The following is a 23,774-nucleotide window of genomic DNA, read 5'->3' on the forward strand; positions in this document are numbered from 1 at the left end:
AGGCCACAAGGAATACGAAATGAATTGGGCTGATCTCAATCTGATGCCGGCTTTGCCAGAGATGTTCCTGCTTGGGGCACTGTCGGTAATCCTCATTCTTGACCTGTTTATCTCGGACGCCAAGCGCGGCATCACCTACGCACTGTCGCTGCTGACACTGCTGGTTTGTGCCGTGATCCAGGTTTCCACTTTCGAACCGTTCGCCACCATCACCCTCAGTGGCATGTTTGTCGATGATCCGCTGTCGGACATCGTCAAGGTGGCGATGTACGGCGTGACGGCGCTGGTGCTGGTTTACACCCGCCAGTACGTCAAGGACCGTGGCCTGTTCAAGGGCGAATACTTCACCCTGACCCTGTTCGCGTTGCTGGGCATGAACCTGATGGTGTCGGCCAGTAACTTCGTCAGCCTGTACATGGGCCTGGAACTGCTGTCGCTGTCGCTGTACTCGCTGATCGCGCTGCAGCGTGAATCCGGTCGTGCCATCGAAGCCGCGATGAAGTACTTCGTGCTCGGCGCGCTGGCTTCCGGCCTGCTGCTGTACGGTGTGTCGATGGTGTACGGTGCCACCGGTTCGCTGGATCTGGCCAAGGTCGCCCAGGCGATCGCCTCGGGTAGCGCCAACCAGACGCTGCTGGTCTTCGGCCTGGTGTTCATCGTGGCCGGCCTCGCGTTCAAGCTGGGCGCGGTACCGTTCCACATGTGGGTGCCTGACGTTTACCAGGGCTCGTCCACTGCGATGACGCTGATGATCGGTGCCGCACCGAAACTGGCGGCCTTCGTGTTCGTGATCCGCATCCTGGTGCAGGGTCTGGGCGAGATGATGGCCGACTGGCAGGGCATGCTGGTGATTCTGGCGGTGCTGTCGATGGCCATCGGTAACCTGACCGCCATCGCGCAGACCAACCTCAAGCGCATGCTGGCCTACTCGACCATCTCGCACATGGGTTTCCTGCTGCTGGGCCTGATCGCCGGTAACGCCGAAGGCTACTCCGCCGCACTGTTCTACGTGATCGTTTACGTGCTGACCTCGCTGGCCGGTTTCGGCATCCTGCTGGGCCTGTCGCGTGCCGGTTTCGAGTGCGAGACACTGGACGACCTGAAAGGCCTCAACGGCCGCAACAGCTGGTACGCGCTGCTGATGCTGCTGGCGCTGTTCTCGATGGCCGGCATTCCGCCGCTGGCTGGCTTCTACGCCAAGTTCGCGGTGATCCAGGCCATCGTCAACGTCAACCTGCTGTGGCTGGCGGTGGTGGCGGTGCTGATGTCGCTGATCGGTGCCTTCTACTACCTGCGTGCGGTCAAGGTGATGTACTTCGACGACGTGCAGGACAACAGCCCGATCGCCATCCCGGGCGACATGAAGCTGGTGCTGTCGCTCAATGCCGTTGCGCTGCTGGTACTGGGTGCGATGCCGGAACGTTTGATCGCGATGTGCGTCGAAGCGATGAAACAATCCCTCGTCGTCCTGTAAGGAATCAGCATGGAACTCAGCGTCATCGTCCTGTTACTGCTCGCGTTTGTTGCGGCCAACCTGCCATTCATGACCCGGCGCGTTGCCGGCATCTGGCGGGTCGCCAACAAGCACTTCGGTTGGCAGTTGCTGGAACTGGTGGCGCTGTACCTGTTGCTGGGCGTGCTGGCGCGGCTGCTGGAAGGCCGCTATTCCCCGGTACACGTGCAGAAGTGGCAGTTCTATGTCACCACCCTGGCGCTGTTCCTGGTCTTTGCGTTCCCCGGTTTCATCGGACGCTACTTCTGGAAGAAGCGCGGTATCTGAGCCGCTGCGCAGCACAACAAAAACGCCACGATCTGATCGTGGCGTTTTTGTTTGTCTGCCGCAGGCACGCAGTCCGGGTCATCGGCTCTTGCGCCACGGGCCGCGATAAGGTCCGCTCATTCGGCTGGCCGGGCAGCGGCCGGGGAGGGGCGAGATGCGCTGCGGCCAAGCCTGGCCGTGCCAGGGCGCAGGCCGCCAGTGCCTAACGGCCACCATCCCGTGCGGCAACGCCGGTTGCAGGCAAGAAAAAGGGCAAGGTTGGCCGCAGCCACCCTTGCCCTTGTGCCGGATACGGCTCAGTAGAAGCGCGCCTGTCCCTGCGGCCGGGTCTTGAAGCGCTTGTGCAGCCAGAAGTACTGTTCCGGCGCCTCCAGGATGCGCTGCTCCAGGAAGGCGTTCATGCGGCGGGTATCGGCTTCCAGGTCGTCGCTGGGGAAGTGGTCCAGCGGCGGATGGATGTCGAGCACGAAGCGCGAGCCTTCGCGGCGGGCGATGGCCGGCACTACCTTGGCCTTGGCGATGCTGGCAATGCGCGACAGGCCGGTGATGGTGGCGGCGTCGGTGGCGAAGAACTTCACGAAGATGGCGTCGCGCGGGCCGAAGTCCTGGTCCGGCAGGTACAGGAACGGGGTGTGCTCCTTGCGCATCGCCTTGATGATGCTGCGCAGGCTCTCCTGCCGCGACACGATGTAGGCATTGTCGAAGCGGTTGCGGCCTTTGTAGAACTGCGCATCCAGCGTCTTGTTCTTCTGGTGCGAATAGACGCTGACCAGCGGCACTTCCAGGTTCAGGCGCAGCGCGCAGATCTCGAAGGCGACGAAGTGCGGGTAGAACAGCACCACGTCTTCGCCCGCCTCGCGCAGCCGGGTGATGTGTTCCAGCCCGCGCACCTCCACCAGCTGGCGCAGGCGCTGCGGGGACGACCACCACACGATGCCGTACTCCAGCATCAGCTTCATCATCTCGACAAAGTGGCGGCGAATCAGCCGGCGGCGCTGTGTCGGCCCCATGTCGGGAAAGCACAGGCGCAGGTTGATCAGGCCGACGCGACGGCGCTCGCGGGCGAGCAGGTAGGCGAGCTGCCCCAGGCACCAGGCCAGGGCATGGATGACGGGCAACGGCAACAGGCGGATCAGCCACAGCAGGGCCAGGGCGAATTTCATGCGGTATTCCAGTGGTTAGGCTTGATCGGGAGAGGGCGCGCCGGACGGCGTCTTGTAGCGGTTGTAGCTCCACAGGTACTGCTGCGGCCAACGTTGGATCAGGCGCTCGACATTGGCGTTGACCACCGCGGCATCGGCCTCGCGCTCGCCGCTGAACTCGCCCTGCTGGCGGCTGATGTGGATGTGGAAGCCGGCACCGCCAGGCAGGCGCTCGCCGGTGAACCACAGCACGGCGACATTGTTCATCTGCGCGAGGCGCGCCAGCAACGTCATGGTGAACGCCGGCTTGCCGAAGAACGGCGCCCAAGCGCCTTCGCCGCTACCGGGCACCTGGTCCGGCAGGATGATGGTGGCCTCGCCGGATTTCAGCGCCTTCATCAGCTGGCGCACGCCGGCGCCGGTGGCCGGCGCGGTGCGGCCTTTGCCGCGGGCACGGCCCTCGTTCATGATCGGCTCCAGCCACGCCAGCTTCGGCGGGCGGTACATCGCGGTCAGCGGGAACGGCAGCCGCGCCGAAATGTAGCGCCCGGCAATGTCGTAGCTGCCCAGGTGCGGGGTGACGAAGATCAGGCCCTTGCCTTCGGTCAGCGCCGCCTCGACATGCTCCCAGCCGTCGCAGCCGCGCACCAGCGAGGTGATGTAGTCCGGCTCGCGGCACCAGGCGATGGCCAGTTCCAGCGCGCCCTTGCCGGTTTCTGCTGCGCAGAGTTTGACGAGCGATTCGTAAAGCTGATAACTTCCAGCGATTTGACTGGTTTTGAGGTTTTCGCGTATGCGTTCGCGAAAACGCGGCGATAGGTAATAGAGGATTTTCCCCAGCAGGGCGCCCAGCCGGTGCAGTGCCGGTAGCGGCAACGCGGCCAGGGTCTGCAGGATGAGTCGTGCGATTCGGGTCATCATGGTCTGCTGGAAAGTAAACGCGCTATTTTATCATTAACTCAAAGGCCATTATTCGGGAACGGACACAATGAGCGAATATCTTTTTACATCTGAATCGGTATCTGAAGGCCATCCGGACAAGGTCGCGGACCAGATTTCCGACGCCATTCTGGACGCCATCCTGCGTGAAGACAAATACGCCCGCGTAGCGGCCGAGACCCTGGTCAACACCGGCCTGGTCGTGCTGGCCGGCGAGATCACCACCACCGCCAACGTCGACTACATCAAGATCGCGCGCGAAACCATCAAGCGCATCGGTTACGACAATACCGAGCTGGGCTTCGACCATCGCGGTTGCGCGGTGATGGTGTGCTACGACAAGCAGTCGCCGGACATCGCCCAGGGCGTGAACGAAGGCGAGGGCCTCGATCTGGACCAGGGTGCCGGCGACCAGGGCCTGATGTTCGGCTACGCCTGCGACGAAACCCCGACCCTGATGCCGTTCCCGATCTACTACGCGCACCGTCTGGTGCAGCGTCAGGCGGAACTGCGCAAGGACGGCCGCCTGCCGTGGCTGCGTCCGGACGCCAAGAGCCAGATCACCTGCGTGTACGACAGCGAAACCGGCCTGCCCAAGCGCATCGACACCGTGGTGCTGTCTACCCAGCACGCGCCGGAAATCGACCACAAGACGCTGACCGAAGCGGTGATCGAGGACATCATCAAGCCGGTGCTGCCGGCGGAAATGATTACCGCCGAGACCAAGTTCCTGATCAACCCGACCGGCCGTTTCGTCATCGGCGGCCCGATGGGCGACTGCGGCCTGACCGGCCGCAAGATCATCGTCGACACCTACGGCGGTGCCGCACCGCACGGCGGTGGTGCCTTCTCCGGCAAGGACCCGACCAAGGTCGACCGTTCCGCCGCCTACGCCGGTCGCTACGTGGCCAAGAACGTGGTCGCCGCCGGTCTGGCGCGCCAGTGCCAGATCCAGGTTTCCTACGCCATCGGCGTGGCCGAGCCGACCTCGATCTCGGTGGACACCTTCGGCACCAACGCCATCCCGAACGAGAAGATCGTCGAGCTGGTGAAGCAGCACTTCGACCTGCGCCCGAAGGGCATCGTACAGATGCTGGACCTGTTGCGTCCGATCTACACCAAGACCGCCGCCTACGGCCACTTCGGCCGCGAAGAGCCAGAGTTCAGCTGGGAGCGCACCGACAAGGCCGCCGCGCTGCGCGCCGCTGCCGGCCTGTAAGCTACCCGGGTTTGTTGTGCACCAAGGCCTCGCAAGAGGCCTTTTTCTTTGCCGCCCGGCGCCGGCCGCGGCGGCTTTGCTGTTGTTGCGGCCAACCTTGTGGCGCAAGTTCTGCCATAATGTCGGGATTCCGGGGAGCGCTGCGAGGCCATGCCCCAGGCCCGGAAACGCAAAACGGCGCTCACCTGCTTTTCATTGAACGGCTCCGATCGGGCCGCTTCAGGATAACCCGTGCCGGGCACGGGATGCGCGGGTGAGCCATCCCTCCCGGCCTTCGTGACAAAGGAATACACGAATGGCTGCATTCAACGACTACATCGTTGCCGACATCAATCTGGCAGATTGGGGCCGCAAGGAACTCAATATTGCCGAGACCGAAATGCCGGGCCTGATGGCCACGCGCAAGGAATACCAGCACAGCCAGCCGCTGCGCGGCGCGCGCATCGCCGGCTCGCTGCACATGACGGTGCAGACCGCCGTGCTGATCGAGACCCTGACCGCGCTGGGCGCCGAAGTTCGCTGGGCGTCGTGCAACATCTTCTCCACCCAGGACCACGCCGCCGCCGCCATCGCTGCGGCCAACATCCCGGTATTCGCGTTCAAGGGCGAGAGCCTGGACGAGTACTGGGAATTCAGCCACAAGATCTTCGAATGGCCGGAAGACCAGCCGGCGAACATGATCCTCGACGACGGTGGCGACGCCACCCTGCTGCTGATGCTGGGCAGCAAGGCGGAGAAGGACCTCGGCGTGATCGGCCACCCGACCAACGAGGAAGAAACCGCGCTGTTCGCCTCCATCAAGCGTCACCTGGCAATCGACCCGCAGTGGTACTCCAAGCGCCTGCAGCACATCAAGGGCGTGACCGAGGAAACCACTACCGGCGTGCATCGCCTGTACCAGCTGGAAAAGGACGGCCTGCTGCCGTTCCCGGCCTTCAACGTCAACGACTCGGTGACCAAGTCCAAGTTCGACAACCTGTACGGTTGCCGCGAATCGCTGGTGGACGGCATCAAGCGCGCCACCGACGTGATGATCGCCGGTAAGGTTGCCGTGGTGCTGGGCTACGGTGACGTGGGCAAGGGCTGCGCGCAATCGCTGCGCGGTCTGGGCGCCACCGTGTGGGTGACCGAAATCGACCCGATCTGCGCGCTGCAGGCGGCGATGGAAGGCTACCGCGTGGTACGCATGGACGAGATCTGCGATCAGGCCGACATCTTCGTGACCACCACCGGCAACGTCGGCGTGATCAATCACGAGCACATGAAGAAGATGCGCAACAACGCCATCGTGTGCAATATCGGCCACTTCGACAGCGAAATCGAAGTCGCCTCGCTGCGCCAGTACCAGTGGGAAAACATCAAGCCGCAGGTGGACCACATCATCTTCCCGGACGGCAAGCGCATCATCCTGCTGGCCGAAGGCCGCCTGGTGAACCTGGGTTGCGCCACCGGCCACCCGAGCTTCGTGATGTCCAACTCCTTCACCAACCAGGTGCTGGCGCAGATCGAGATCTTCGCCAACGAGCACAAGTACGAGAACAAGGTGTACGTGCTGCCCAAGCATCTGGACGAGAAGGTGGCGCGCCTGCACCTGGAGCGCATCGGCGCCCGCCTGACCGAGCTGTCCGACGAGCAGGCCAGCTACATCAGCGTTCCGAAAGACGGCCCATATAAGCCGGCACACTATCGTTATTGATATTTGATGTCCGGTGAAAACGGACAGGGCCGTAAAATGCCCTGTCCGTTTTTTTGTGCGGCCAACGTTGGCCGCATGCCCCGTCAGCGGCGCCAGACCGACACGGGATGCCAGGGAAACCATCACCAACCTTGCCGCAAGAGCTTGCCATGACCGAACGTAACCGTACCTTCAGCTTCGAATTCTTCCCGCCGCGCACCCCGGAAGGCGTGGCCAAACTGCGGACCACCCGCCAGCAGCTGGCGCAGTTCAAGCCGGAGTTCTTCTCCGTGACCTTCGGTGCCGGCGGCACCACCCGCGACGGCACGCTGTCCACGGTGCTGGAGATCCGCAACGAGGGCTACGCCGCGGCGCCGCACCTGTCCTGCATCGGTTCCACCCGCGACAACATCCGCTCGATTCTGAACGAGTACCGCAACCACGGCATCCGCCACATCGTCGCGCTGCGCGGCGACATGCCGTCCGGCATGGTCGAGGCCGGCGAGTTCCGCTACGCCAACGAGCTGGTGGCCTTCATCCGCGAGGAGCACGGCGACCACTTCCACATCGAGGTGGCGGCCTATCCGGAATTCCACCCGCAGGCCAAGTCCGCCGAGGACGACATCAACAATTTCGTGCGCAAGGTGAAGGCCGGCGCCAACTCGGCGATGACGCAGTACTTCTTCAACGCCGACAGCTATTTCCGCTTCGTCGACGAGGTGCAGGCGCGCGGCGTGGATGTGCCCATCGTGCCCGGCATCATGCCGATCGCCAACTTCGGCCAGCTGTGCCGCTTCTCCGACATGTGCGGCGCGGAAGTGCCGCGCTGGCTGCGCCTGCGCATGCAGGCCTATATGGACGACAGCGCGTCGATCCGCGCGCTGGGGCTGGACGTGGTGACCGAGCTGTGCGACCGCCTGCTGGCGAACGGCGCACCGGGCTTGCACTTCTATACCCTGAACCAGGCCGGCACGGTGTCGACCATCTGGCAGCGCCTGGGCCTGTGAGCGCGGCCGCCGGATACGGCGCGGCGCCACCATGAAAAAACCGCAGCCTGCGCTGCGGTTTTTTCATGTCGCCACGGCGCTGACGCAGCGGTTGCGGCCCTGCTCCTTGGCCTGGCGCAAGGCGTGGGCCGCCTCGGCGATCAGGTCGTCGATGTCGTCGTGGCGGCGCAGGTCCAGCGTGGCGCAGCCGACGCTGACGCTGATAAAGCTGGACACCCGCGACGCCGGGTGCGGCAGCTGCAGCGCGGCCACCGCCAGGCGCAGCTGTTCGGCCACGGCGGCGGCTTGCGCCTGGTCGTGCTGCGGCAGCAGCAGCAGCAGGGTGGCGCTCTTGATGCGCACCGCGAGGCCGGGGTGGGCCGCCAGCTGTGCCTGCAGCAGCCGGGCGATGCGCTGCAGGCAGTCGTCACCGGCCAGATGGCCGGCGTGGCTGTTATAGGCGGCGAACTGGTCGATGTCCAGCATCAGCGCCGACAGCGCCTGCTGGCGCAGGAAGGCCTGCTCGAACAGCGGCTGCTTGTCCTGCTGCAGGCGGCTGACGCTGGCCAGCCCGGTCAGGCCGTCGCAGTGGCTCTGTGCCTGCAGCCTGGCGTTGGCCGCGGCCAGCTGCTGGGTCAGCGTCTCCTGCTGTTGCAGTAGCTGGTGACGCAGCAGCAGCCCGGCCAGCTGTTCGGCGAACAGCCGCAGCAGGGTCAGCTCCTTGTCCAGCCAGTCGTGCTGGCGATTGACCACCTCGCAGCCGAAGATGCCGTGCAGCGGCGCCGCGTGATCGAGCGCGATCAGCACCAGGCTGTGGATGCCGTGCTCGGCCAGCAGCAGGCGCTCGCCGTGGCCGTCCGGCGGAATCTCTTCCAGCCGGCTGATGGTGAGTTGCGCCTGTTGCCGCAATTGCGGCAGCAGCCACGGCGAGTGCTGCAGCGGCGTGTGCAGGTAAAAGCCGCTGTCCGGCGGCAACTGGGCGTGTTGCCAGCTGATGTGTTGCTGCAGCGCCTGCCGTTCGTCCAGCAGCAGCAGGTAGCAGCGGTCGACGCCCAGCAGGTGGCCGATGCGCGCCAGCGCGTCGGTGACGGCGTCGTGCTGCTCGGCCGGCGGCAGGCGCAGGAAGCTGTGCGACAGCCGGGCCAGCAGTTGCTGCGAGCGGGTCAGCTGGTCGAGTTCGGTGGTGCGCTGGCTGGCCAGTTCGCTGAGCTGTTCGCGCTGCTTTTGCAGCTCGTTGCCGCGCAGCTGTTGTTGCTGCAGCTGCTCCTGCCAGTTCTGGCGATAGCGCTGCAGCTGTTTGCCAAGCTGGCCCAGCTCGCGCCCGCCGTCGGCCAGCGGCAGCGCTTGTTCCTTTTGCAGCTGGCCGAGCAGCTGCTCCAGCGGGCGCAGCAGCTGGCGCTGCATGAAGTGGCGGCACAGCAGCAGCATCAGCAGCATGGCGGCCATCAGGCTGCCGGCGAACAGCAGGCTGCCAAGGCGCAGTTGCTGCAGCAGCTCCTGCTGGCCGAGGTGCAGGCGCAGGCTGGCCAGCGGCTGGTTGCCGGAGCGTTCGGACTGTACCGGGAAATCGCGTATCCACTCGCTGTGCGCCGTCGGGTGCAGCTGGCTGCTCTGGCGCTGGCCGAGGTTGGTGATCAGCTCGACGCGGTTGACGCCGTCGAGCTGGTTGATGCTTTCCAGCAGCTGCTGGGTGTTGTGCTGGTCGAGGTCCCACACGCTTTGCGCCAGCACGCCGACGAAGCGCTGCTCCACCAACGTGTGCAGCTGCGCCAGCCGCTGCTCGATATCGCGCAGGCCGAGCAGGTAGTGGGTGCCGCCGCCGAGCGCGCCCAGCAACAGCAGGCATAGCACGCCGCGCCATTGCAGGCGGCTGGATAAGGAATTGGTAGCGGCCACTGCGGATCCCGTTTTGCTGAGCAAGGTGTTCTGGATGATAGCGGAATGGGGCTGCGGCAGGAAATGCCCCCGCACGGGGCGGGGGCAGGGGGCTTACGGATTGAGGTGCGAGATCGGCAGCGAGGTGGTCTGCTTGAATTCCTTCAGCACGAAGCTGGACTTCACGTCCTCCACCCCCGGCTGCTGCAGCAGGTCATCCATCACGAAGCGCGAGAAGTGCTCCAGATCCTCGAAGTACACCTGCAGCAGGTAGTCCATCTCGCCGGTCATCGCGTAGCAGTTGACCACTTCCGGCCAGCGCTGCACCGCGTCCATGAAGCCCTGCAGATGGGCGTTGCCGCGCTTTTCCAGCGTGACGCGCACGAAGGCCTGCAGGCCGAGGCCGATCTTGGCCGGGTCCAGCAGCGCCACGTACTGGCGGATGACGCCGGAGTCTTCCAGCTGCTTCAGGCGGCGCAGGCAGGGCGACGGCGACAGGGCCACCTTTTCCGCCAGTTCCACGTTGGTCAGCCTGCCATTGGCCTGCAATGCGGCCAACATTTTTATATCTGTCTTGTCCAGGGGTGCCGTAGGCATGTTATCTCCTGATAATGGGTTTGCTCTGGAATATTGTTTTAAGTTTTTTGTTTTCTCGGCACTATATCGCAAGAAAATTGCGGTTGAGTTTACTTAGAATAAAGCGCCTGAGCCAGACATTTTACACGGTGACACCAGATCGCCGGATATTGTCTACATCATGCGGCCGCGACTGCGTCCGGCACGCAACGGCAAGCCGGGCGCCCCGAATACGGCACCACAGAGACAGCGTCGACCACGACGCGCAAGAGGAGAGATGAATGAAAATGGAACATCAACTGATGAATCCGCTGGCAACCGATGGTTTCGAGTTTGTCGAGTACACCGCCCCCAACGCCGAAGGCGTCGAAAAGCTGAAAGCGCTGTTCCTGTCGCTCGGCTTCATCGAGATCGCGCGCCATCGCAGCAAGAACGTCAGCCTGTTCCGCCAGGGCGACATCAACTTCATCCTCAACGCCGAGCGCACCCAGCCGGCCTCCGAGTTCGCCACCGTGCACGGTCCGTCCGCCTGCGCCATGGCCTGGCGCGTCAAGGATGCCGCCAAGGCTTACGACTACGCGCTGGCGCACGGCGCCAAGCCCTACGTGCGCCCGGTCGGCGCCATGGAGCTGAACATCCCGGCGGTGGAAGGCATCGGCGGCTCGGCCCTGTACTTCGTCGACCGCTACGGCCACGACAAGGACATCTACGAGATCGACTTCGTGCCGCTGGAAGGCGTCGACCAGCACCCGGCCGGCGTCGGCCTGAAGGTGATCGATCACCTGACCCACAACGTGATCCGCGGCAACATGGAGAAGTGGGGCTCGTTCTACGAGAACATCGCCAACTTCCGCGAAATCCGCTACTTCGACATCGAAGGCAAGCTCACCGGCCTGGTGTCCAAGGCGATGACCAGCCCCTGCGGCAAGATCCGCATCCCGATCAACGAATCGTCGGACGACAAGAGCCAGATCGAGGAATTCCTGAAGCAGTACAACGGCGAGGGCATCCAGCACATCGCGCTGACCACCGATGACATCTACACTACGGTGGAAACGCTGAAGGCGCGCGGCACCCGCTTCCTCGACACCCCGGACACCTACTACGCCAAGGTCGACCAGCGCGTGCCGAACCACGGCGAGGACCTGGCGCGGCTGCAGAAGAACAGCATCCTGATCGACGGCGCGCCGGTGGAAGGCATCCTGCTGCAGATCTTCACCGAGACCGTGATCGGGCCGATCTTCTTCGAGATCATCCAGCGCAAGGGCAACGAGGGCTTCGGCGAAGGCAACTTCCGCGCACTGTTCGAATCGATCGAGGAAGACCAGATCCGCCGCGGCGTGCTGAAGGCCGACTGAGCCCGCCGCATCACCGCGTGAACGCATAGCAGCACAAGGTTGGCCGCAGCAGATTGCTGCGGCCAACGTGTATCGACACCGTTCCAGACGAGACCACCCACATGAAACTCGCCACCTACCAGAACAACACCCGCGACGGCCAGCTGATGGTCGTCAGCCGCGACCTCTCCCGCGCCGTCGCCGTACCGCAGATCGCCGCCACCCTGCAGCAGGCGCTGGACAACTGGGCGCAGGCCGAGCCGCAGCTGCAGCAGGTCTACATCGCGCTGAACCAGGGCGAGGCCGACGGCGCCGTCGCCTTCGACGCCACACGTTGCCATAGCCCGCTGCCGCGCGCCTACCAGTGGGCGGACGGCTCCGCCTACCTCAACCACGTCGAGCTGGTGCGCCGCGCGCGCGGCGCCGAGGTGCCGGAGAGCTTCTACCACGACCCGCTGATGTACCAGGGCGGCTCCGACGCCTTCCTGCCGCCGCAGGCGCCGATCCCGTTGCGCGACGAGGCGTGGGGGCTGGACTTCGAGGGCGAGGTGGCGGTGGTCACCGGCGACGTGCCGCTGGGCGCCGATGCCGCCGCGTGCGCCGGCCACATCCGCCTGCTGATGCTGGTCAACGACGTCACCCTGCGCAACCTGATCCCGAACGAACTGGCCAAGGGCTTCGGCTTCTTCCAGAGCAAGCCGGCGACCGCGTTCTCGCCGGTGGCGGTGACCCCGGACGAACTGGGCGACGCGTGGCAGGACGGCAAGGTGCACCTGCCGCTGCTGGTTGACTACAACAATGCCTTCTACGGCAAGCCGAACGCCGGCGTCGAGATGCAGTTCAGCTTTCCGCAGCTGGTGGCGCACGTGGCCAAGACCCGCGAACTGGTCGCCGGCTCCATCGTCGGCTCCGGCACCGTGTCCAACCACGACCGCAGCACGGGCAGCTGCTGCCTGGCCGAACAGCGCATGATCGAGATCATCGACAGCGGCGCCGCGATCACCCCGTTCATGAAGGTGGGCGACACGGTGCGCATCGAGATGAAGGATGCCGCCGGCCACAGCATTTTCGGCGCCATCGCGCAGACGGTGGTCAAGCATGACTGACGCGGCCGGCCGCACGCTGTACGGCTACTTCCGTTCCTCGGCCGCCTACCGCGTGCGCATCGCGCTGAACCTGAAAGGGCTGGCCTACGCCCAGGCGCCGGTCAGCCTGCTGCGCGGCGAGCAGCGCAGTGCCGATTACCTGGCGCTCAATCCGCAGGGGCTGGTGCCGGCGCTGCTGGACAACGGTGTGCTGTTGACGCAGTCGCTGGCCATCTGCGAGTACCTGGACGAAGCCTACCCGGACGGCGCGCGGTTGCTGCCGGACGGCGCGGTGGCGCGGGCGCAGGTGCGCGCGGTGGCGCAGGCCATCGCCTGCGACATCCACCCGCTCAACAACCTGCGCGTGCTGAATTACCTGAAGGCCGAGCTGGGACAGGGCGAAGATGCGCGCAATGGCTGGTACCGGCACTGGGTGGCGACGGGTTTTGCCGCGCTGGAGCGGCAGCTGGCCGGCAGTGCCGGGCAGTACTGCTTCGGCGACACGCCGACGCTGGCCGACGCCTGCCTGCTGCCGCAGGTGTTCAACGCGCAGCGCTTTGCCGTCGACATGGGCGGCTATCCGCTGCTGGCCGGCATTGCGGCCAACCTCGAGCAGGTGCCGGCGTTTGCGGACGCCCATCCGTCGCGGCAGCCGGACGCGCAGTAAATTGCGAAAACCGCCGTTATCGGCGGTTTTTTCCGGAAATGCCTTGACGCGCAAATTCTGATCTGCTTTAATGCGTGCCTCTGATGCAGCACGCAAGTGCTGCGGCAAAGGGGCCAATTAGCTCAGTTGGTAGAGCAACGGATTGAAAATCCGTGTGTCCTTGGTTCGATTCCGAGATTGGCCACCACCTTTCCCCTGCGCCAGATGTTTGGCCAATTAGCTCAGTTGGTAGAGCAACGGATTGAAAATCCGTGTGTCCTTGGTTCGATTCCGAGATTGGCCACCAGACATGAAAAGCCGCAATCCTCAACGGGTTGCGGCTTTTTGCATTGCCGGCAGCGTATCCGAGCCGGAAAAACGGCGCCGCAAAGGGCGCCGTCGCCGCTGTGCCCGCTTCAGGCCAGCTTCTTGATGTAGGCGGCGACGCCCCCCAGCAGCATCTCGATCGAGATCGCGGTCAGCACCAGTCCCATCAGCCGCTCCAGCGCGGTAATCGCCTGTTCGCCGAGCAGTTTCTGCAGCCGGCCGGAGAACAGGAACACCAGCAGCGTCACCAGCATGGTCAGCGTCAGCGCGCCGACCCACTCCAGTATCCGTTCCGGCTCGCGCGTCGACATCAGCAGCACGGTGGCCATCGCCGACGGGCCGGCAATCAGCGGCACCGCGATCGGCACGATGAACGGCTCGCCGCTCAGCTGGTTGCCGGCGTGGCCGCCTTCGCCGGGGAAGATCATCTTCAGTGCGATCAGGAACAGGATCACGCCGCCGGCCACGCGCAGGCTCTCGTCGGTGAGGTGCATCACCTCCAGGAAACCCTTGCCGAAGAACATGAAGGTCAAGAGTACGCTGAAGGCGATGAAGCACTCGCGAAACACCACGCGGCGGCGGCGCTCCGGCTTCACCTGCTTCAGTGCCGAGATGAACAGCGGGATGTTGCCCAGCGGATCGGTGATCAGGATCAGCAGGATGGTGGCGGAGAGAAAGGATGTGTCCATGGCTGCCTCGGTGGGAGTGGATGGCAAAAGGGCGTGCGATGGATTATCGCACGCCCTTGTTCAGAGGTTACTGCCATGCCCCGTTGCTGAACGGGGCTGTCGCATTATTCCTTGCGGTTGGAGCCGGCCACCAGCGGGAAGACATAGACGCGGCACTCCAGCGCACCGTTGTACAGCAGCGGGCGCGCTTCGGCATTCAGGCGCATCAGGGCCGGCAGGCGGCTGTCGGCGGTCATCAGGTGCGCGGTCCAGCCGGCAAAGTTGCGCTTCAGCCAAGTCGCCAGGCGCGGGTACAGCTCGGCCAGCGAATCCTGCTCGTCGAGGCGGACGCCGTACGGCGGGTTGCACACCAGCAGGCCGCTGGCGGCGGGCGCCTGCAGCTCGGTGGCGTCGCCGTGGCTGAGCGTGACCAGCGACTCCAGGCCGCAGCGCGTCAGGTTGTGGCGGGCAATCTCCACCATTTCCAGCGACGCGTCGTTGCCGTAGATCGCCAGCTTCTCCAGCGGGCGTACCGCCAGCTCGGCGTCGTTGCGGATGCTGTGCCACAGCAGGTCGTTGTGGGTGTTCAGCTTTTCGAAGGCAAAACTGCGCAGCCGGCCCGGTGCGCGGTTGAGCGCGATGTCGGCGGCTTCCACCAGGAAGGTGCCGCTGCCGCACATCGGGTCCAGCAGCGGCTGGCTGCCGTTGTAGCCGGCGCCGAGCAGGATGCCGGCGGCCAGGTTTTCGCGCAGCGGCGCCTCGCCGGTCTCGTCGCGCCAGCCGCGCTTGAACAGCGCCTCGCCGCTGGTGTCGAGATAGATCTGCACGTCGAAGCCGGACAGGAACACGCGGATGCGGATGTCCGGACGGCGGGTGTCCACGCTCGGGCGCTCGTCGTTCAGCGCGCGGAAGCGGTCGCAGATCGCGTCCTTCACGATCAGCGACACGTAGTCGATGCTGCGCAGGCGGGCGTGGCCGTCGGTCTTCACCTTGATGGTGTTGCCGACGTCGAACAGCGCCGGCCAGTCGATGCTCTTGGCCAGGGTGTAGATGTCGCGCTCGATCTGGAAGCTGCCTTGCGCCAGCTGTTGCAGCAGGCGGCTGGCGGTGCGCGAGTGCAGGTTGACCCGCATCATCACTTCCTGGTTGCCGGTGAAGTGCACGCCGCCGTCTGTCAGTTGCAGGTCGATGCCGCCCTGCTGGCGGATTTCCTCGGCCAGCAGTTTTTCCAGGCCGCGCGGGCAGCTGGCGAACAGCGCCAGCTGGCCTTGCTGCAGGACGCGGGCTTGCGGCTTGGCGTACGGGGTGCGGCCAACGTTGGCCGCATCGCCGCGTTGCGGTGCGTTGCCGCGCGGGGCTTCGCTGCGATGCGGCGCATTACCCTTGCCGAACAGCGAGCGCGGCGCCTGTTCGTCGCGCTCGAAGCGCGGCTTGTCCTCGCGCGGCCACGGCTTGCGTTCGCCGTCGCGCGGCGCGCTGCTGCGGTCGAAGGTGCGATCACGCTGGAAGCCGCCTTGCTCGCCACGGGCGTCAAAGGTACGGTTGCGCTGGAAGCCGCCGTCGCGGGTTTCGCCGTACGGACGGTCGTCGCGGCGTGGGGCACGCTCGCCGCTGTCGCGCGGCTCGTCGCGGCGCGGCGTTTTCAGGAACGACTTCGGACGCGCCGGTTCGGCGGCTTCGCGTCGTTCGGCGGCCGGAAAGTCGCGCGGTGTGCTGTCGCCCTCGTCGCGGCGCGGCGTTTTCAGGAAGGACTTCGGACGCGCCGGCTCGGCCGGTTCGCGCCGCTCCGGTGCCTGGAAGTCCGGATGCGCCTTGCCGCGGATGCCGGCCACGCGGTCGCGGGTGTAGCTGCGCTCGCCGCTGGCGGCCGCGCTGTCGCTGCTGGCTGGTGCTGCCGGGGTGTTGTCTTCGATCTTGCGGTTGCCGAACAGCACTTTCGGGCCTTGGCCCTCGGCGGCCGGGCTGCGCGGTGCGCTATCGCGCTGGAAACCGCCCTCGCGCGGCTTGTCGCCACCGAAACGCGGTTTGTCGTCAAAGCGTGGCTTGTTGAAACCGCCGTCGCGCGGTGCCTGCTCGCGATCACGCTGGAAGCCGCCCTCGCGTGGCTTGTCGCCACCGAAGCGCGGTTTGTCGTCGAAGCGCGGCTTGCTGAAGCCGCCGTCGCGCGGCGCCTGCTCGCGGTCGCGCTGGAAATTGCCGTCGCGTGGCTTGTCGCCGCCGAAGCGCGGCTTGTTGAAGCCTCCGTCGCGCGGCGCCTGCTCGCGGTCGCGCTGGAAGCTGCCCTCGCGTGGCTTGTCGCCGCCGAAACGCGGTTTGTCGTCGAAGCGCGGCTTGTTGAAACCGCCTTCGCGCGGCGCCTGCTCGCGGTCGCGCTGGAAGCTGCCCTCGCGTGGCTTGTCGCCGCCGAAGCGCGGTTTGTCGTCAAAGCGCGGCTTGTTGAAACCGCCCTCGCGTGGCTTGTCGCCGCCGAAACGCGGTTTGTCGTCGAAGCGTGGCTTGTTGAAACCGCCTTCGCGCGGCTGATCGCCAGCGAAACGCGGTTTGTCGCTGCCGAAGCGCGGGTCCCGGTCACGGGGCGCGCCGAAGCGACCTTCCTGCCGTGCATCGCCGGAGCGTGGTTGTTGCTGGAATGGTTTGTCGCCACGCGGGCCGGGCGGGGCATTGTTCCCGGCTGGTGGCGTGGCGCGCTCGGCGGTCGGAGTGGGCTGACGGCGTTGCGCGGCGCGCTGGCGGGAACGGAAGGTCGACATCTGAGGGTAATCCTTTCAAAACAATCCTCTATTCTAGCCGATTTCACCGGCGACTTCTTGGTAGTCGCGGATGATTGGTTTACCATGCCCGGTTCGATTCGGAGTGGATGATGCGATGACCTTGCAGTCGGCGTTTGCGGCGCGCCTCGTCGCCTGGCAGAAACAGCACGGCCGGCACGGTTTGCCGTGGCAGGTCAGTGACCCCTACCGCGTGTGGCTGTCGGAAATCATGCTGCAGCAGACGCAGGTGACGACGGTGCTCGGCTACTACGCGCGCTTTCTCGAACGCTTCCCGGATCTCGCCACCCTGGCTGCGGCGCCGGTGGACGACGTGCTGGCACACTGGAGCGGCCTCGGCTACTACACCCGCGCCCGCAATCTGCACAAGGCAGCGCAGCAGGTGATGGCCGGCTTTGGCTGCGCGTTTCCGGCGCGGCGCGAGGCGATCGAGACGCTGCCCGGCATCGGTCGCTCCACCGCGGCGGCGATTGCCGCCTTTGCCTTCGGCCAGCGGGAAACCATACTCGACGGCAATGTCAAACGCGTGCTGACGCGCTGCTTCGGCGTCGACGGCTATCCCGGCGACAAGAAGGTCGAGGCGCAGCTGTGGACGCTGGCGGAGAGCCTGCTGCCGGCCGCCGACGGCGACATGGTCGCCTATACCCAGGGGCTGATGGATCTGGGCGCCACCGTCTGCACCCGCTCGCGCCCGGCCTGCGGTGTCTGTCCGATGGCGGACGGCTGCGTCGCCGCCCGCGACGGCCGCACCGCCGAGCTGCCGCAGCGCAAGCCGAAAAAGGCGCAGCCGGAGCGGGAGACGGTGATGCTGATCGCGCTGCACCGGGGACAGGTGCTGCTGCAGCGCCGGCCGCCTTCCGGCATCTGGGGCGGGCTGCTGTCGCTGCCGGAGTTCGAGTCCACGCTGGCGATTGCCGACTGGCTGGCGGACAACGGCGACGGCGAGCTGCTGCCGGCGTGGCCGGAATTGCGGCACGTGTTTACCCATTTCCGCCTCACCATCACGCCGCAGTGCGTGCCGCTGCAAAGGTTGGCCGCAAGTCATTGCGCTGAAGACGGCCATGTCTGGCTGCCGCTGGTGCAGGCGCTGGACGCCGGCGTGCCGACCCCGGTACGCAAATTGCTGTTGCAGGCCTTGCGGTCGCCGGCCGGCGCCACCATTGATTAACCCCGAGACGCCATCACAGGCAGGGTGAAAGACTAGACCATGGTTTCCGTTGTTCGATCTGTTGCCGATACGCTGGCCGATGCGGCCGATCCGGGGCGCTGGCTGGCGCAGCTGTCCAGCTCGGTCGCGCCCGACGACATGGCGATGCTGGAAAAGGCGTTTGCCGCGGCGCGCGAGCTGTACCGCGACAAGAAGCTGCCGCACACCGGCGAGGACGTGTTCAGCCACGCGGTGGCGGCGGCGGCCATCGTCGCCGACCTCAACCTGCTGACCGACGCCATCGTCGCCACGCTGCTGTTCGCGGTGCCGGACTATCGCGACGACTGGCAGGAGTGGCTGCCCAAGGCGTTCAACCGTACCGTGCTGACGCTGGTGGAAGGCGGCAACCGCGTGCGCCGCCTCACCGAGATCGCGCGCATCGACAAGTTCGCCACGCCGGAAGACAGCGCGCGGCAGGCGGAAACCATGCGCAAGATGCTGCTGGCGATGGTGGCCGACATCCGCGTGGTGCTGATCAAGCTGGCGTGGCGCACGCAGACCATGCACTACCTGCCGCAGTGCGACGAGGCCGTCCGCCGCCAGATCGCGCGCGAGACGCTGGAGCTGTTCGCGCCGCTGGCCAACCGCCTCGGCGTGTGGCAGATCAAGTGGGAGCTGGAGGACCTCGGCTTCCGCCACACCGACCCGGACAACTACAAGAAGATCGCCAAGCTGCTCGACGAGCGGCGGCTGGAGCGCATCGACTACATCGAACGGGTGCTGGACACCCTGCGCGGCGAGCTGCGCCAGGCCGGGGTCAAGGGCGACGTCGCCGGCCGGCCCAAGCACATCTATTCCATCTGGAAGAAGATGAAGAAGAAAAAGCTCGACTTCTCCGAGCTGTACGACATCCGCGCGGTGCGCATCCTGGTGGAAAAACTGCAGGACTGCTACACCGTGCTCGGCCTGATCCACAGCATGTGGCAGCCGATCCCCGGCGAATTCGACGACTACATCAGCAACCCCAAGGCCAACGACTACCGCAGCCTGCACACCGCGGTGATCGGCCCGGAAGACCGCGTGGTGGAGGTGCAGATCCGCACCTTCGAGATGCACGAACACGCCGAGTTCGGCGTCGCCGCGCACTGGCGCTACAAGGAAGGCGGCAAGGGCGACAGCCAGTACGAGGAGAAGATCTCCTGGCTGCGCCAGCTGCTGGACTGGCGCGAGGACATGTCCGGCTCCGACCGCGAGGGGCTGGCCGACGCGTTCAAGACCGAGCTGTTCGCCGACACCATCTACGTGCTGACGCCGCAGGGGCGGGTGCTGGCGCTGCCGCAGGGCGCCACCGCCATCGACTTCGCCTACGCGCTGCACACCGACGTCGGCCACCACTGCCGCGGCGCCAAGGTCGAGGGCCACATCGTGCCCTTGTCGACGCCGTTGCAGAACGGCCAGCGCGTCGAGGTGCTGACCGCGAAGGAGGGCGGCCCGTCGGTGAACTGGCTGCACGAAGGCTGGGTCAAGAGCCATCGCGCCATCTCCAAGATCCGCCAGTACATCCGCCAGCAGAACCTCGACGCGGTGCGCGAAACCGGGCGCCACATCTTCGAGCGCGAACTGGCGCGCCATCCGGGCGTGCAGCCCAACCTCGCGCAGGTGGCGGAAAAGCTGGGCTACGACAAGCTGGACGAGGTCTACGCCGCGCTGGGGCACGGCGAGCTGGGCACCCGCGCCGTCAACCAGGCCTTCGTCAGCTTTGCGCCGCCGCCACCGCCGGACGTCAACCCGGAAGACATCGTGCGCCGCAGCCGTGGTGGCCACGACGCCGGCGGCGTGCTGATCGAGGGCGTCGGCAACCTGATGACGGTGCTGGCCAAGTGCTGCCGCCCGGCGCCGCCGGACAGCGTGGTCGGCTTCGTGACCAAGGGCCGCGGCATCTCCATCCACCGCAGCAGCTGCATCACGCTGAAGCGGCTGTCGGCGGACGTGCCGGAGCGGCTGATCGCCGCCGACTGGGGCGAGCAGAAGGGCAGCGTGTTCCCGATCGACATCGACATCCTCGCCAGCGACCGCCCGGGGCTGTTGCGCGACATCTCCGACGTGTTCTCGCGCGAGAAGCTGAACGTGATCGGCGTCAACACCCTGTCGCGCGAGCAGAAGGCGCGGCTGCGCTTCACGCTGGAGGTGCGCCACGTGCGCGACATCAGCCGCGTGCTGGCACACCTGATGGAAGTGCGCGGCGTGCAGGAGGCTCGCCGCGTGTAGCCGCTGGCCACGCTGTTTGCCGTACCCCGCCAAGGTTGGTCGCAAGCGTTGCGGCCAACCTTGTTCCATTTGCGGGAGCCGGCGGGCGCAAGCTGCCGGTGCGCAGCCCGTCGGCGCGGGAAGGGGGGACGTCGGCGGTGCGGCCGACGCCGCGCTATCATGACAGGGTTGGCCGCAAGCGGCGCGGAGGGCCGTGGCGCAAGGCGGCATGACAGGGGAGAACAAACATGGCGACACCGCATATCGGCGCCGCAGCCGGCGACTTTGCCGACATCGTGCTGATGCCGGGCGACCCGCTGCGCGCCCGGCTGATCGCGGACACCTATCTGCAGGGCGCGGTGCAGGTCACCAGCGTGCGCAACGTGTTCGGCTACACCGGTCTTTACCGCGGCAAGCGGCTGTCGGTGATGGCGCACGGCATGGGCATCCCGTCGGCCAGCATCTACGCCACCGAGCTGGTCAGGGACTACGGCGTGGGCACCCTGATCCGCATCGGATCCTGCGGCTCGGTCGACGCCAGCCGCCTTGGCCTGCGCGACATCGTCATCGCCATGGGCGCCTGCACCGACAGCAAGGTCAACCGCCTGCGCCTGCTGGATCACGACTTCGCCGCCATCGCCGACTTCGAGGTGCTGCGCACCGCGGTGGACACCGCCGCGCGGCTGGGCAAGCCGGTGCGGGTCGGCAACGTGTTCACGACCGACCTGTTCTACGGCGTGCAGCCGCAGCTGCTGGCCGTGCTCAAGGGCATGAATGTCAACGCGGTGGAGATGGAGACGGCCGGCATCTACGGTGTTGCGGCGCAATATGGCGCCCGCGCACTGGCCATGCTCACGGTGTCGGACGTGATTCCGACAGGCGAAGCCATGGACGCCGAAGCCCGCCAGAACAGCTTCCACGACATGATGGAAATCGCGCTGGAGACCGCGTTGCAGCTGGATTGAACGGTACCGGCTGCGGCTTGTCGGTCACATATGGACGCACTGTGGCGTAACTTATACTGCGCTGCACAAAAAAACTTGCAAAACCCGAATCGGGTCACCATAATCACAACTGCATCAGGACGTTGCATATCGTGTGCGTTTTGGTGTTGTCTCCTCCATCCTCCTTCTATAAGGTGGAACTTGGCGCGATCAATCTCTTGGTTGCGCCCTTTTTTTGCCTGTTGTCCACGTCCTGTTGCCGCGGCGGGTGTTTTTGGTCGCGATTCCCCGGCGAAAGCCAGCTTCGGTTTGACAGCGAAATAGTCTTGTAATAGACTCCGGAACTTTCAAGAATTACGATGGTAGAGTTCCATGAAGACCTTTTCTGCCAAGCCGCATGAGGTAAAGCGCGAGTGGTTTGTGGTCGACGCCGAAGACAAGGTGTTGGGCCGTCTTGCCGCTGAAATCGCACGCCGCCTGCGTGGCAAACATAAGCCGGAGTTCACTCCGCACGTTGATACTGGTGATTACATTGTTGTCGTTAACGCAGAAAAACTGCGCGTAACCGGTAACAAGGCACTGGACAAGAAATACTATCGCCACTCTGGCTACCCTGGTGGTATCTACGAGCGCAACTTCACCGAACTGCAAGACAAGTTCCCTGAGCGCGTTCTGGAAAAAGCCGTAAAAGGCATGCTGCCTAAGGGTCCGCTGGGTTACGCGATGATCAAGAAGCTCAAGGTTTACGCCGGCACCGAGCATCCACACACCGCGCAACAGCCTAAAGTGCTGGAAATCTGATCAGAGGCAATTAATAGATGAACGGTAAATATTACTACGGTACCGGCCGTCGCAAGAGCTCTGTAGCTCGTGTGTTCATGCAAAAAGGCTCCGGCCAGATCATCGTTAACGGCAAGCCTGTCGACCAGTACTTCGCTCGCGAAACCGGTCGTATGGTTATCCGTCAACCGCTGCAGCTGACCGAGCACCTGGAATCGTTCGACATCATGGTGAACGTATGCGGTGGTGGCGAAACCGGCCAGTCCGGCGCCATCCGCCACGGCATCACCCGTGCACTGATCGACTTCAGCGCCGAGCTGAAGCCGGCCCTGTCGCACGCAGGCTTCGTTACCCGCGATGCCCGTGAAGTTGAACGTAAGAAAGTCGGCTTCCGCAAGGCACGTCGTCGCAAACAGTTCTCCAAGCGTTAATCTGTTTGTACGATCGAAAAAGCCACCCAGCTGGGTGGCTTTTTTCTTTGTTGCAATGCCTTGCCGCACTCCTTACCATGTCGCCTTTGCGACATTTTTTTATATTGTTAGGAGCGCAGCATGATCAAGGTGGGCATTGTTGGCGGCACCGGGTATACCGGCGTGGAGCTTTTGCGTCTGTTGGCCAACCATCCTTCGGCCAAGGTGACCGCGGTCACTTCGCGCAAGGAAGCGGGGATGAAGGTCGCCGAGATGTTCCCGTCGCTGCGCGGCCGTGTCGACGTCGCGTTTTCGACGCCGGATGAAACCGACCTGAAGGCCTGCGACGTGGTGTTTTTCGCCACGCCGCACGGGGTGGCGATGGCGCAGGCGCGCGAGCTGCTGGACGCCGGCGTCAAGGTCATCGACCTCGCCGCCGACTTCCGCCTGAAGGACCCGGCCGAGTTCGCCAAGTGGTACGCGATGGAGCACAGCTGCACCGACCTGCTGGCCGAGGCGGTCTACGGCCTGCCGGAAGTGAACCGCGACGCGATCAAGAGCGCGCGCCTGATCGGCATGGCCGGCTGCTATCCGACCTCGGTGCAACTGGGCCTGTTGCCGCTGCTGGAAAACGGCAAGCAGTATGTCGAGACCGATACCCTGATCGCCGACTGCAAGTCCGGCGTGTCCGGCGCCGGTCGCAAGGCCGAGGTCGGCACCCTGTTCGCCGAGTCGGCCGACAATTTCAAGGCCTACGGCGTGAAGGGGCACCGCCACTCGCCCGAGATCGAGCAGGGCCTGTCGCTGATCCACGGCGCACCGGTCAAGCTGACCTTCGTACCGCACCTGACGCCGATGATCCGCGGCATCCATTCCACCATCTACGCCCGCATCAAGCCGGAAGGCCGCGATGTCGACTACCAGCAGCTGTTCGAGCAGCGCTTTGCCGCCGAACCGTTCGTCGACGTGATGCCGGCCGGCAGCTGCCCGGAAACCCGTTCGGTACGTGGTGCCAATACCGCGCGCATCGCGGTGCATCGCCCGGGCAATGGCGATTTGCTGGTCATCCTGGTGGTGGAGGATAATCTGGTGAAAGGGGCGTCCGGCCAGTCGGTGCAGGTGATGAACCTGATGTTCGGCCTGCCGGAAAATGCCGGTCTCGACATCGTGCCGTTGCTGCCTTGAGCTTGAACACTCGCCAGACGACCCAATATCCGACTAAA

The 23,774-nt window shown here is 65.0% G+C and carries 20 protein-coding genes, 2 tRNA genes and 1 riboswitch; of the genes, 16 read left to right on the top strand and 6 right to left on the bottom strand.

Translation table 11 applies throughout. From position 1 onward, the window contains the following. The first annotated feature begins 19 nt into the window (after positions 1-19). Positions 20-1,474, top strand: a complete 1,455-nt coding sequence (gene nuoN, locus IE100_RS12170; protein ID WP_189374551.1) for an NADH-quinone oxidoreductase subunit NuoN — start codon at positions 20-22, stop codon at positions 1,472-1,474. Positions 1,475-1,483: 9 nt separating this feature from the next. Further along, positions 1,484-1,780 carry a DUF2818 family protein gene (locus IE100_RS12175; RefSeq protein WP_189374553.1) on the top strand — a complete coding sequence of 99 codons (297 nt, stop codon included), beginning with the start codon at positions 1,484-1,486 and terminating at the stop codon, positions 1,778-1,780. Between the two features lie 296 nt (positions 1,781-2,076). Here the strand turns inward: IE100_RS12175 and IE100_RS12180 are convergent, their stop codons facing one another. Together IE100_RS12180 and IE100_RS12185 are read right to left on the bottom strand one after the other, a co-directional pair. Then, entirely contained in the window at positions 2,077-2,943 is an 867-nt protein-coding gene (locus IE100_RS12180) for a lipid A biosynthesis lauroyl acyltransferase (RefSeq protein WP_189374555.1), read from the bottom strand. 15 nt (positions 2,944-2,958) lie between these two features. Further along, positions 2,959-3,840, bottom strand: coding sequence for a lysophospholipid acyltransferase family protein (locus IE100_RS12185; RefSeq protein WP_189374720.1), 882 nt, complete (start codon positions 3,838-3,840; stop codon positions 2,959-2,961). Positions 3,841-3,910: 70 nt separating this feature from the next. On the opposite strand from IE100_RS12185, the gene metK reads away from it, so the two are divergent. The 3 genes from metK to metF all read left to right on the top strand — a co-directional run bounded on the left by metK (position 3,911) and on the right by metF (position 7,762). After that, positions 3,911-5,080 carry a methionine adenosyltransferase gene (metK, locus tag IE100_RS12190; RefSeq protein ID WP_189374556.1) on the top strand — a complete coding sequence of 390 codons (1,170 nt, stop codon included), beginning with the start codon at positions 3,911-3,913 and terminating at the stop codon, positions 5,078-5,080. Positions 5,081-5,206: 126 nt separating this feature from the next. After that, a riboswitch (S-adenosyl-L-homocysteine riboswitch) is annotated at positions 5,207-5,270 on the top strand. 105 nt (positions 5,271-5,375) lie between these two features. Then, the gene (ahcY, locus tag IE100_RS12195) at positions 5,376-6,776 is read left to right on the top strand and encodes an adenosylhomocysteinase (RefSeq protein WP_189374558.1); all 1,401 of its coding nucleotides are present in this window, start codon (positions 5,376-5,378) and stop codon (positions 6,774-6,776) included. A 149-nt stretch (positions 6,777-6,925) separates the two neighbouring features. Further along, positions 6,926-7,762, top strand: a complete 837-nt coding sequence (gene metF / locus IE100_RS12200; protein ID WP_189374560.1) for a methylenetetrahydrofolate reductase [NAD(P)H] — start codon at positions 6,926-6,928, stop codon at positions 7,760-7,762. Positions 7,763-7,825: 63 nt separating this feature from the next. On the opposite strand, the gene IE100_RS12205 is transcribed toward metF, so the two are convergent. Beyond that, the gene (locus IE100_RS12205; protein ID WP_189374561.1) at positions 7,826-9,637 is read right to left on the bottom strand and encodes a sensor domain-containing diguanylate cyclase; all 1,812 of its coding nucleotides are present in this window, start codon (positions 9,635-9,637) and stop codon (positions 7,826-7,828) included. A 93-nt stretch (positions 9,638-9,730) separates the two neighbouring features. After that, the gene (locus tag IE100_RS12210; RefSeq protein WP_047966942.1) at positions 9,731-10,213 is read right to left on the bottom strand and encodes an Lrp/AsnC family transcriptional regulator; all 483 of its coding nucleotides are present in this window, start codon (positions 10,211-10,213) and stop codon (positions 9,731-9,733) included. A 260-nt stretch (positions 10,214-10,473) separates the two neighbouring features. On the opposite strand from IE100_RS12210, the gene hppD reads away from it, so the two are divergent. The 5 genes from hppD (at position 10,474) to IE100_RS12235 (ending at position 13,567) form a co-directional block, all read left to right on the top strand. After that, positions 10,474-11,550 carry a 4-hydroxyphenylpyruvate dioxygenase gene (gene hppD, locus IE100_RS12215; RefSeq protein ID WP_189374563.1) on the top strand — a complete coding sequence of 359 codons (1,077 nt, stop codon included), beginning with the start codon at positions 10,474-10,476 and terminating at the stop codon, positions 11,548-11,550. A gap of 101 nt (positions 11,551-11,651) precedes the next feature. Continuing rightward, positions 11,652-12,635 carry a fumarylacetoacetate hydrolase family protein gene (locus IE100_RS12220; RefSeq protein ID WP_189374565.1) on the top strand — a complete coding sequence of 328 codons (984 nt, stop codon included), beginning with the start codon at positions 11,652-11,654 and terminating at the stop codon, positions 12,633-12,635. Continuing rightward, a complete protein-coding gene (gene maiA, locus IE100_RS12225) occupies positions 12,628-13,281 on the top strand; it encodes a maleylacetoacetate isomerase (RefSeq protein ID WP_189374567.1) in 654 nt (217 codons plus the stop codon). The genes IE100_RS12220 and maiA overlap by 8 nt, the downstream gene beginning before the upstream one ends. Before the next feature lie 111 nt (positions 13,282-13,392). Then, positions 13,393-13,468 (top strand) — tRNA-Phe (locus tag IE100_RS12230). Between the two features lie 23 nt (positions 13,469-13,491). Beyond that, positions 13,492-13,567: transfer RNA gene (locus IE100_RS12235), tRNA-Phe, on the top strand. 109 nt (positions 13,568-13,676) lie between these two features. Here IE100_RS12235 and IE100_RS12240 read toward each other — a convergent pair. Then, the gene (locus IE100_RS12240; protein WP_189374569.1) at positions 13,677-14,276 is read right to left on the bottom strand and encodes a MarC family protein; all 600 of its coding nucleotides are present in this window, start codon (positions 14,274-14,276) and stop codon (positions 13,677-13,679) included. 104 nt (positions 14,277-14,380) lie between these two features. Next, entirely contained in the window at positions 14,381-17,005 is a 2,625-nt protein-coding gene (locus IE100_RS12245) for a THUMP domain-containing protein (RefSeq protein WP_189374571.1), read from the bottom strand. A gap of 115 nt (positions 17,006-17,120) precedes the next feature. On the opposite strand from IE100_RS12245, the gene mutY reads away from it, so the two are divergent. The 6 genes from mutY to argC all read left to right on the top strand — a co-directional run bounded on the left by mutY (position 17,121) and on the right by argC (position 23,736). After that, positions 17,121-18,191, top strand: coding sequence for an A/G-specific adenine glycosylase (gene mutY, locus IE100_RS12250; protein ID WP_189374573.1), 1,071 nt, complete (start codon positions 17,121-17,123; stop codon positions 18,189-18,191). Positions 18,192-18,230: 39 nt separating this feature from the next. Next, positions 18,231-20,438, top strand: a complete 2,208-nt coding sequence (locus tag IE100_RS12255; protein WP_189374574.1) for a RelA/SpoT family protein — start codon at positions 18,231-18,233, stop codon at positions 20,436-20,438. A 227-nt stretch (positions 20,439-20,665) separates the two neighbouring features. Next, entirely contained in the window at positions 20,666-21,382 is a 717-nt protein-coding gene (gene deoD / locus IE100_RS12260; protein ID WP_189374576.1) for a purine-nucleoside phosphorylase, read from the top strand. A 351-nt stretch (positions 21,383-21,733) separates the two neighbouring features. Continuing rightward, positions 21,734-22,162, top strand: coding sequence for a 50S ribosomal protein L13 (gene rplM / locus IE100_RS12265; RefSeq protein WP_047966949.1), 429 nt, complete (start codon positions 21,734-21,736; stop codon positions 22,160-22,162). Between the two features lie 17 nt (positions 22,163-22,179). Further along, on the top strand, positions 22,180-22,572 hold the full coding sequence (gene rpsI / locus IE100_RS12270; protein WP_189352610.1) for a 30S ribosomal protein S9: 393 nt from the start codon (positions 22,180-22,182) through the stop codon (positions 22,570-22,572). Between the two features lie 120 nt (positions 22,573-22,692). Further along, positions 22,693-23,736, top strand: coding sequence for an N-acetyl-gamma-glutamyl-phosphate reductase (gene argC / locus IE100_RS12275; protein ID WP_189374578.1), 1,044 nt, complete (start codon positions 22,693-22,695; stop codon positions 23,734-23,736). The last annotated feature ends 38 nt before the right edge of the window (positions 23,737-23,774 follow it).

Source organism: Vogesella alkaliphila (assembly GCF_014652475.1).
GTDB classification, from domain to species: domain Bacteria; phylum Pseudomonadota; class Gammaproteobacteria; order Burkholderiales; family Chromobacteriaceae; genus Vogesella; species Vogesella alkaliphila.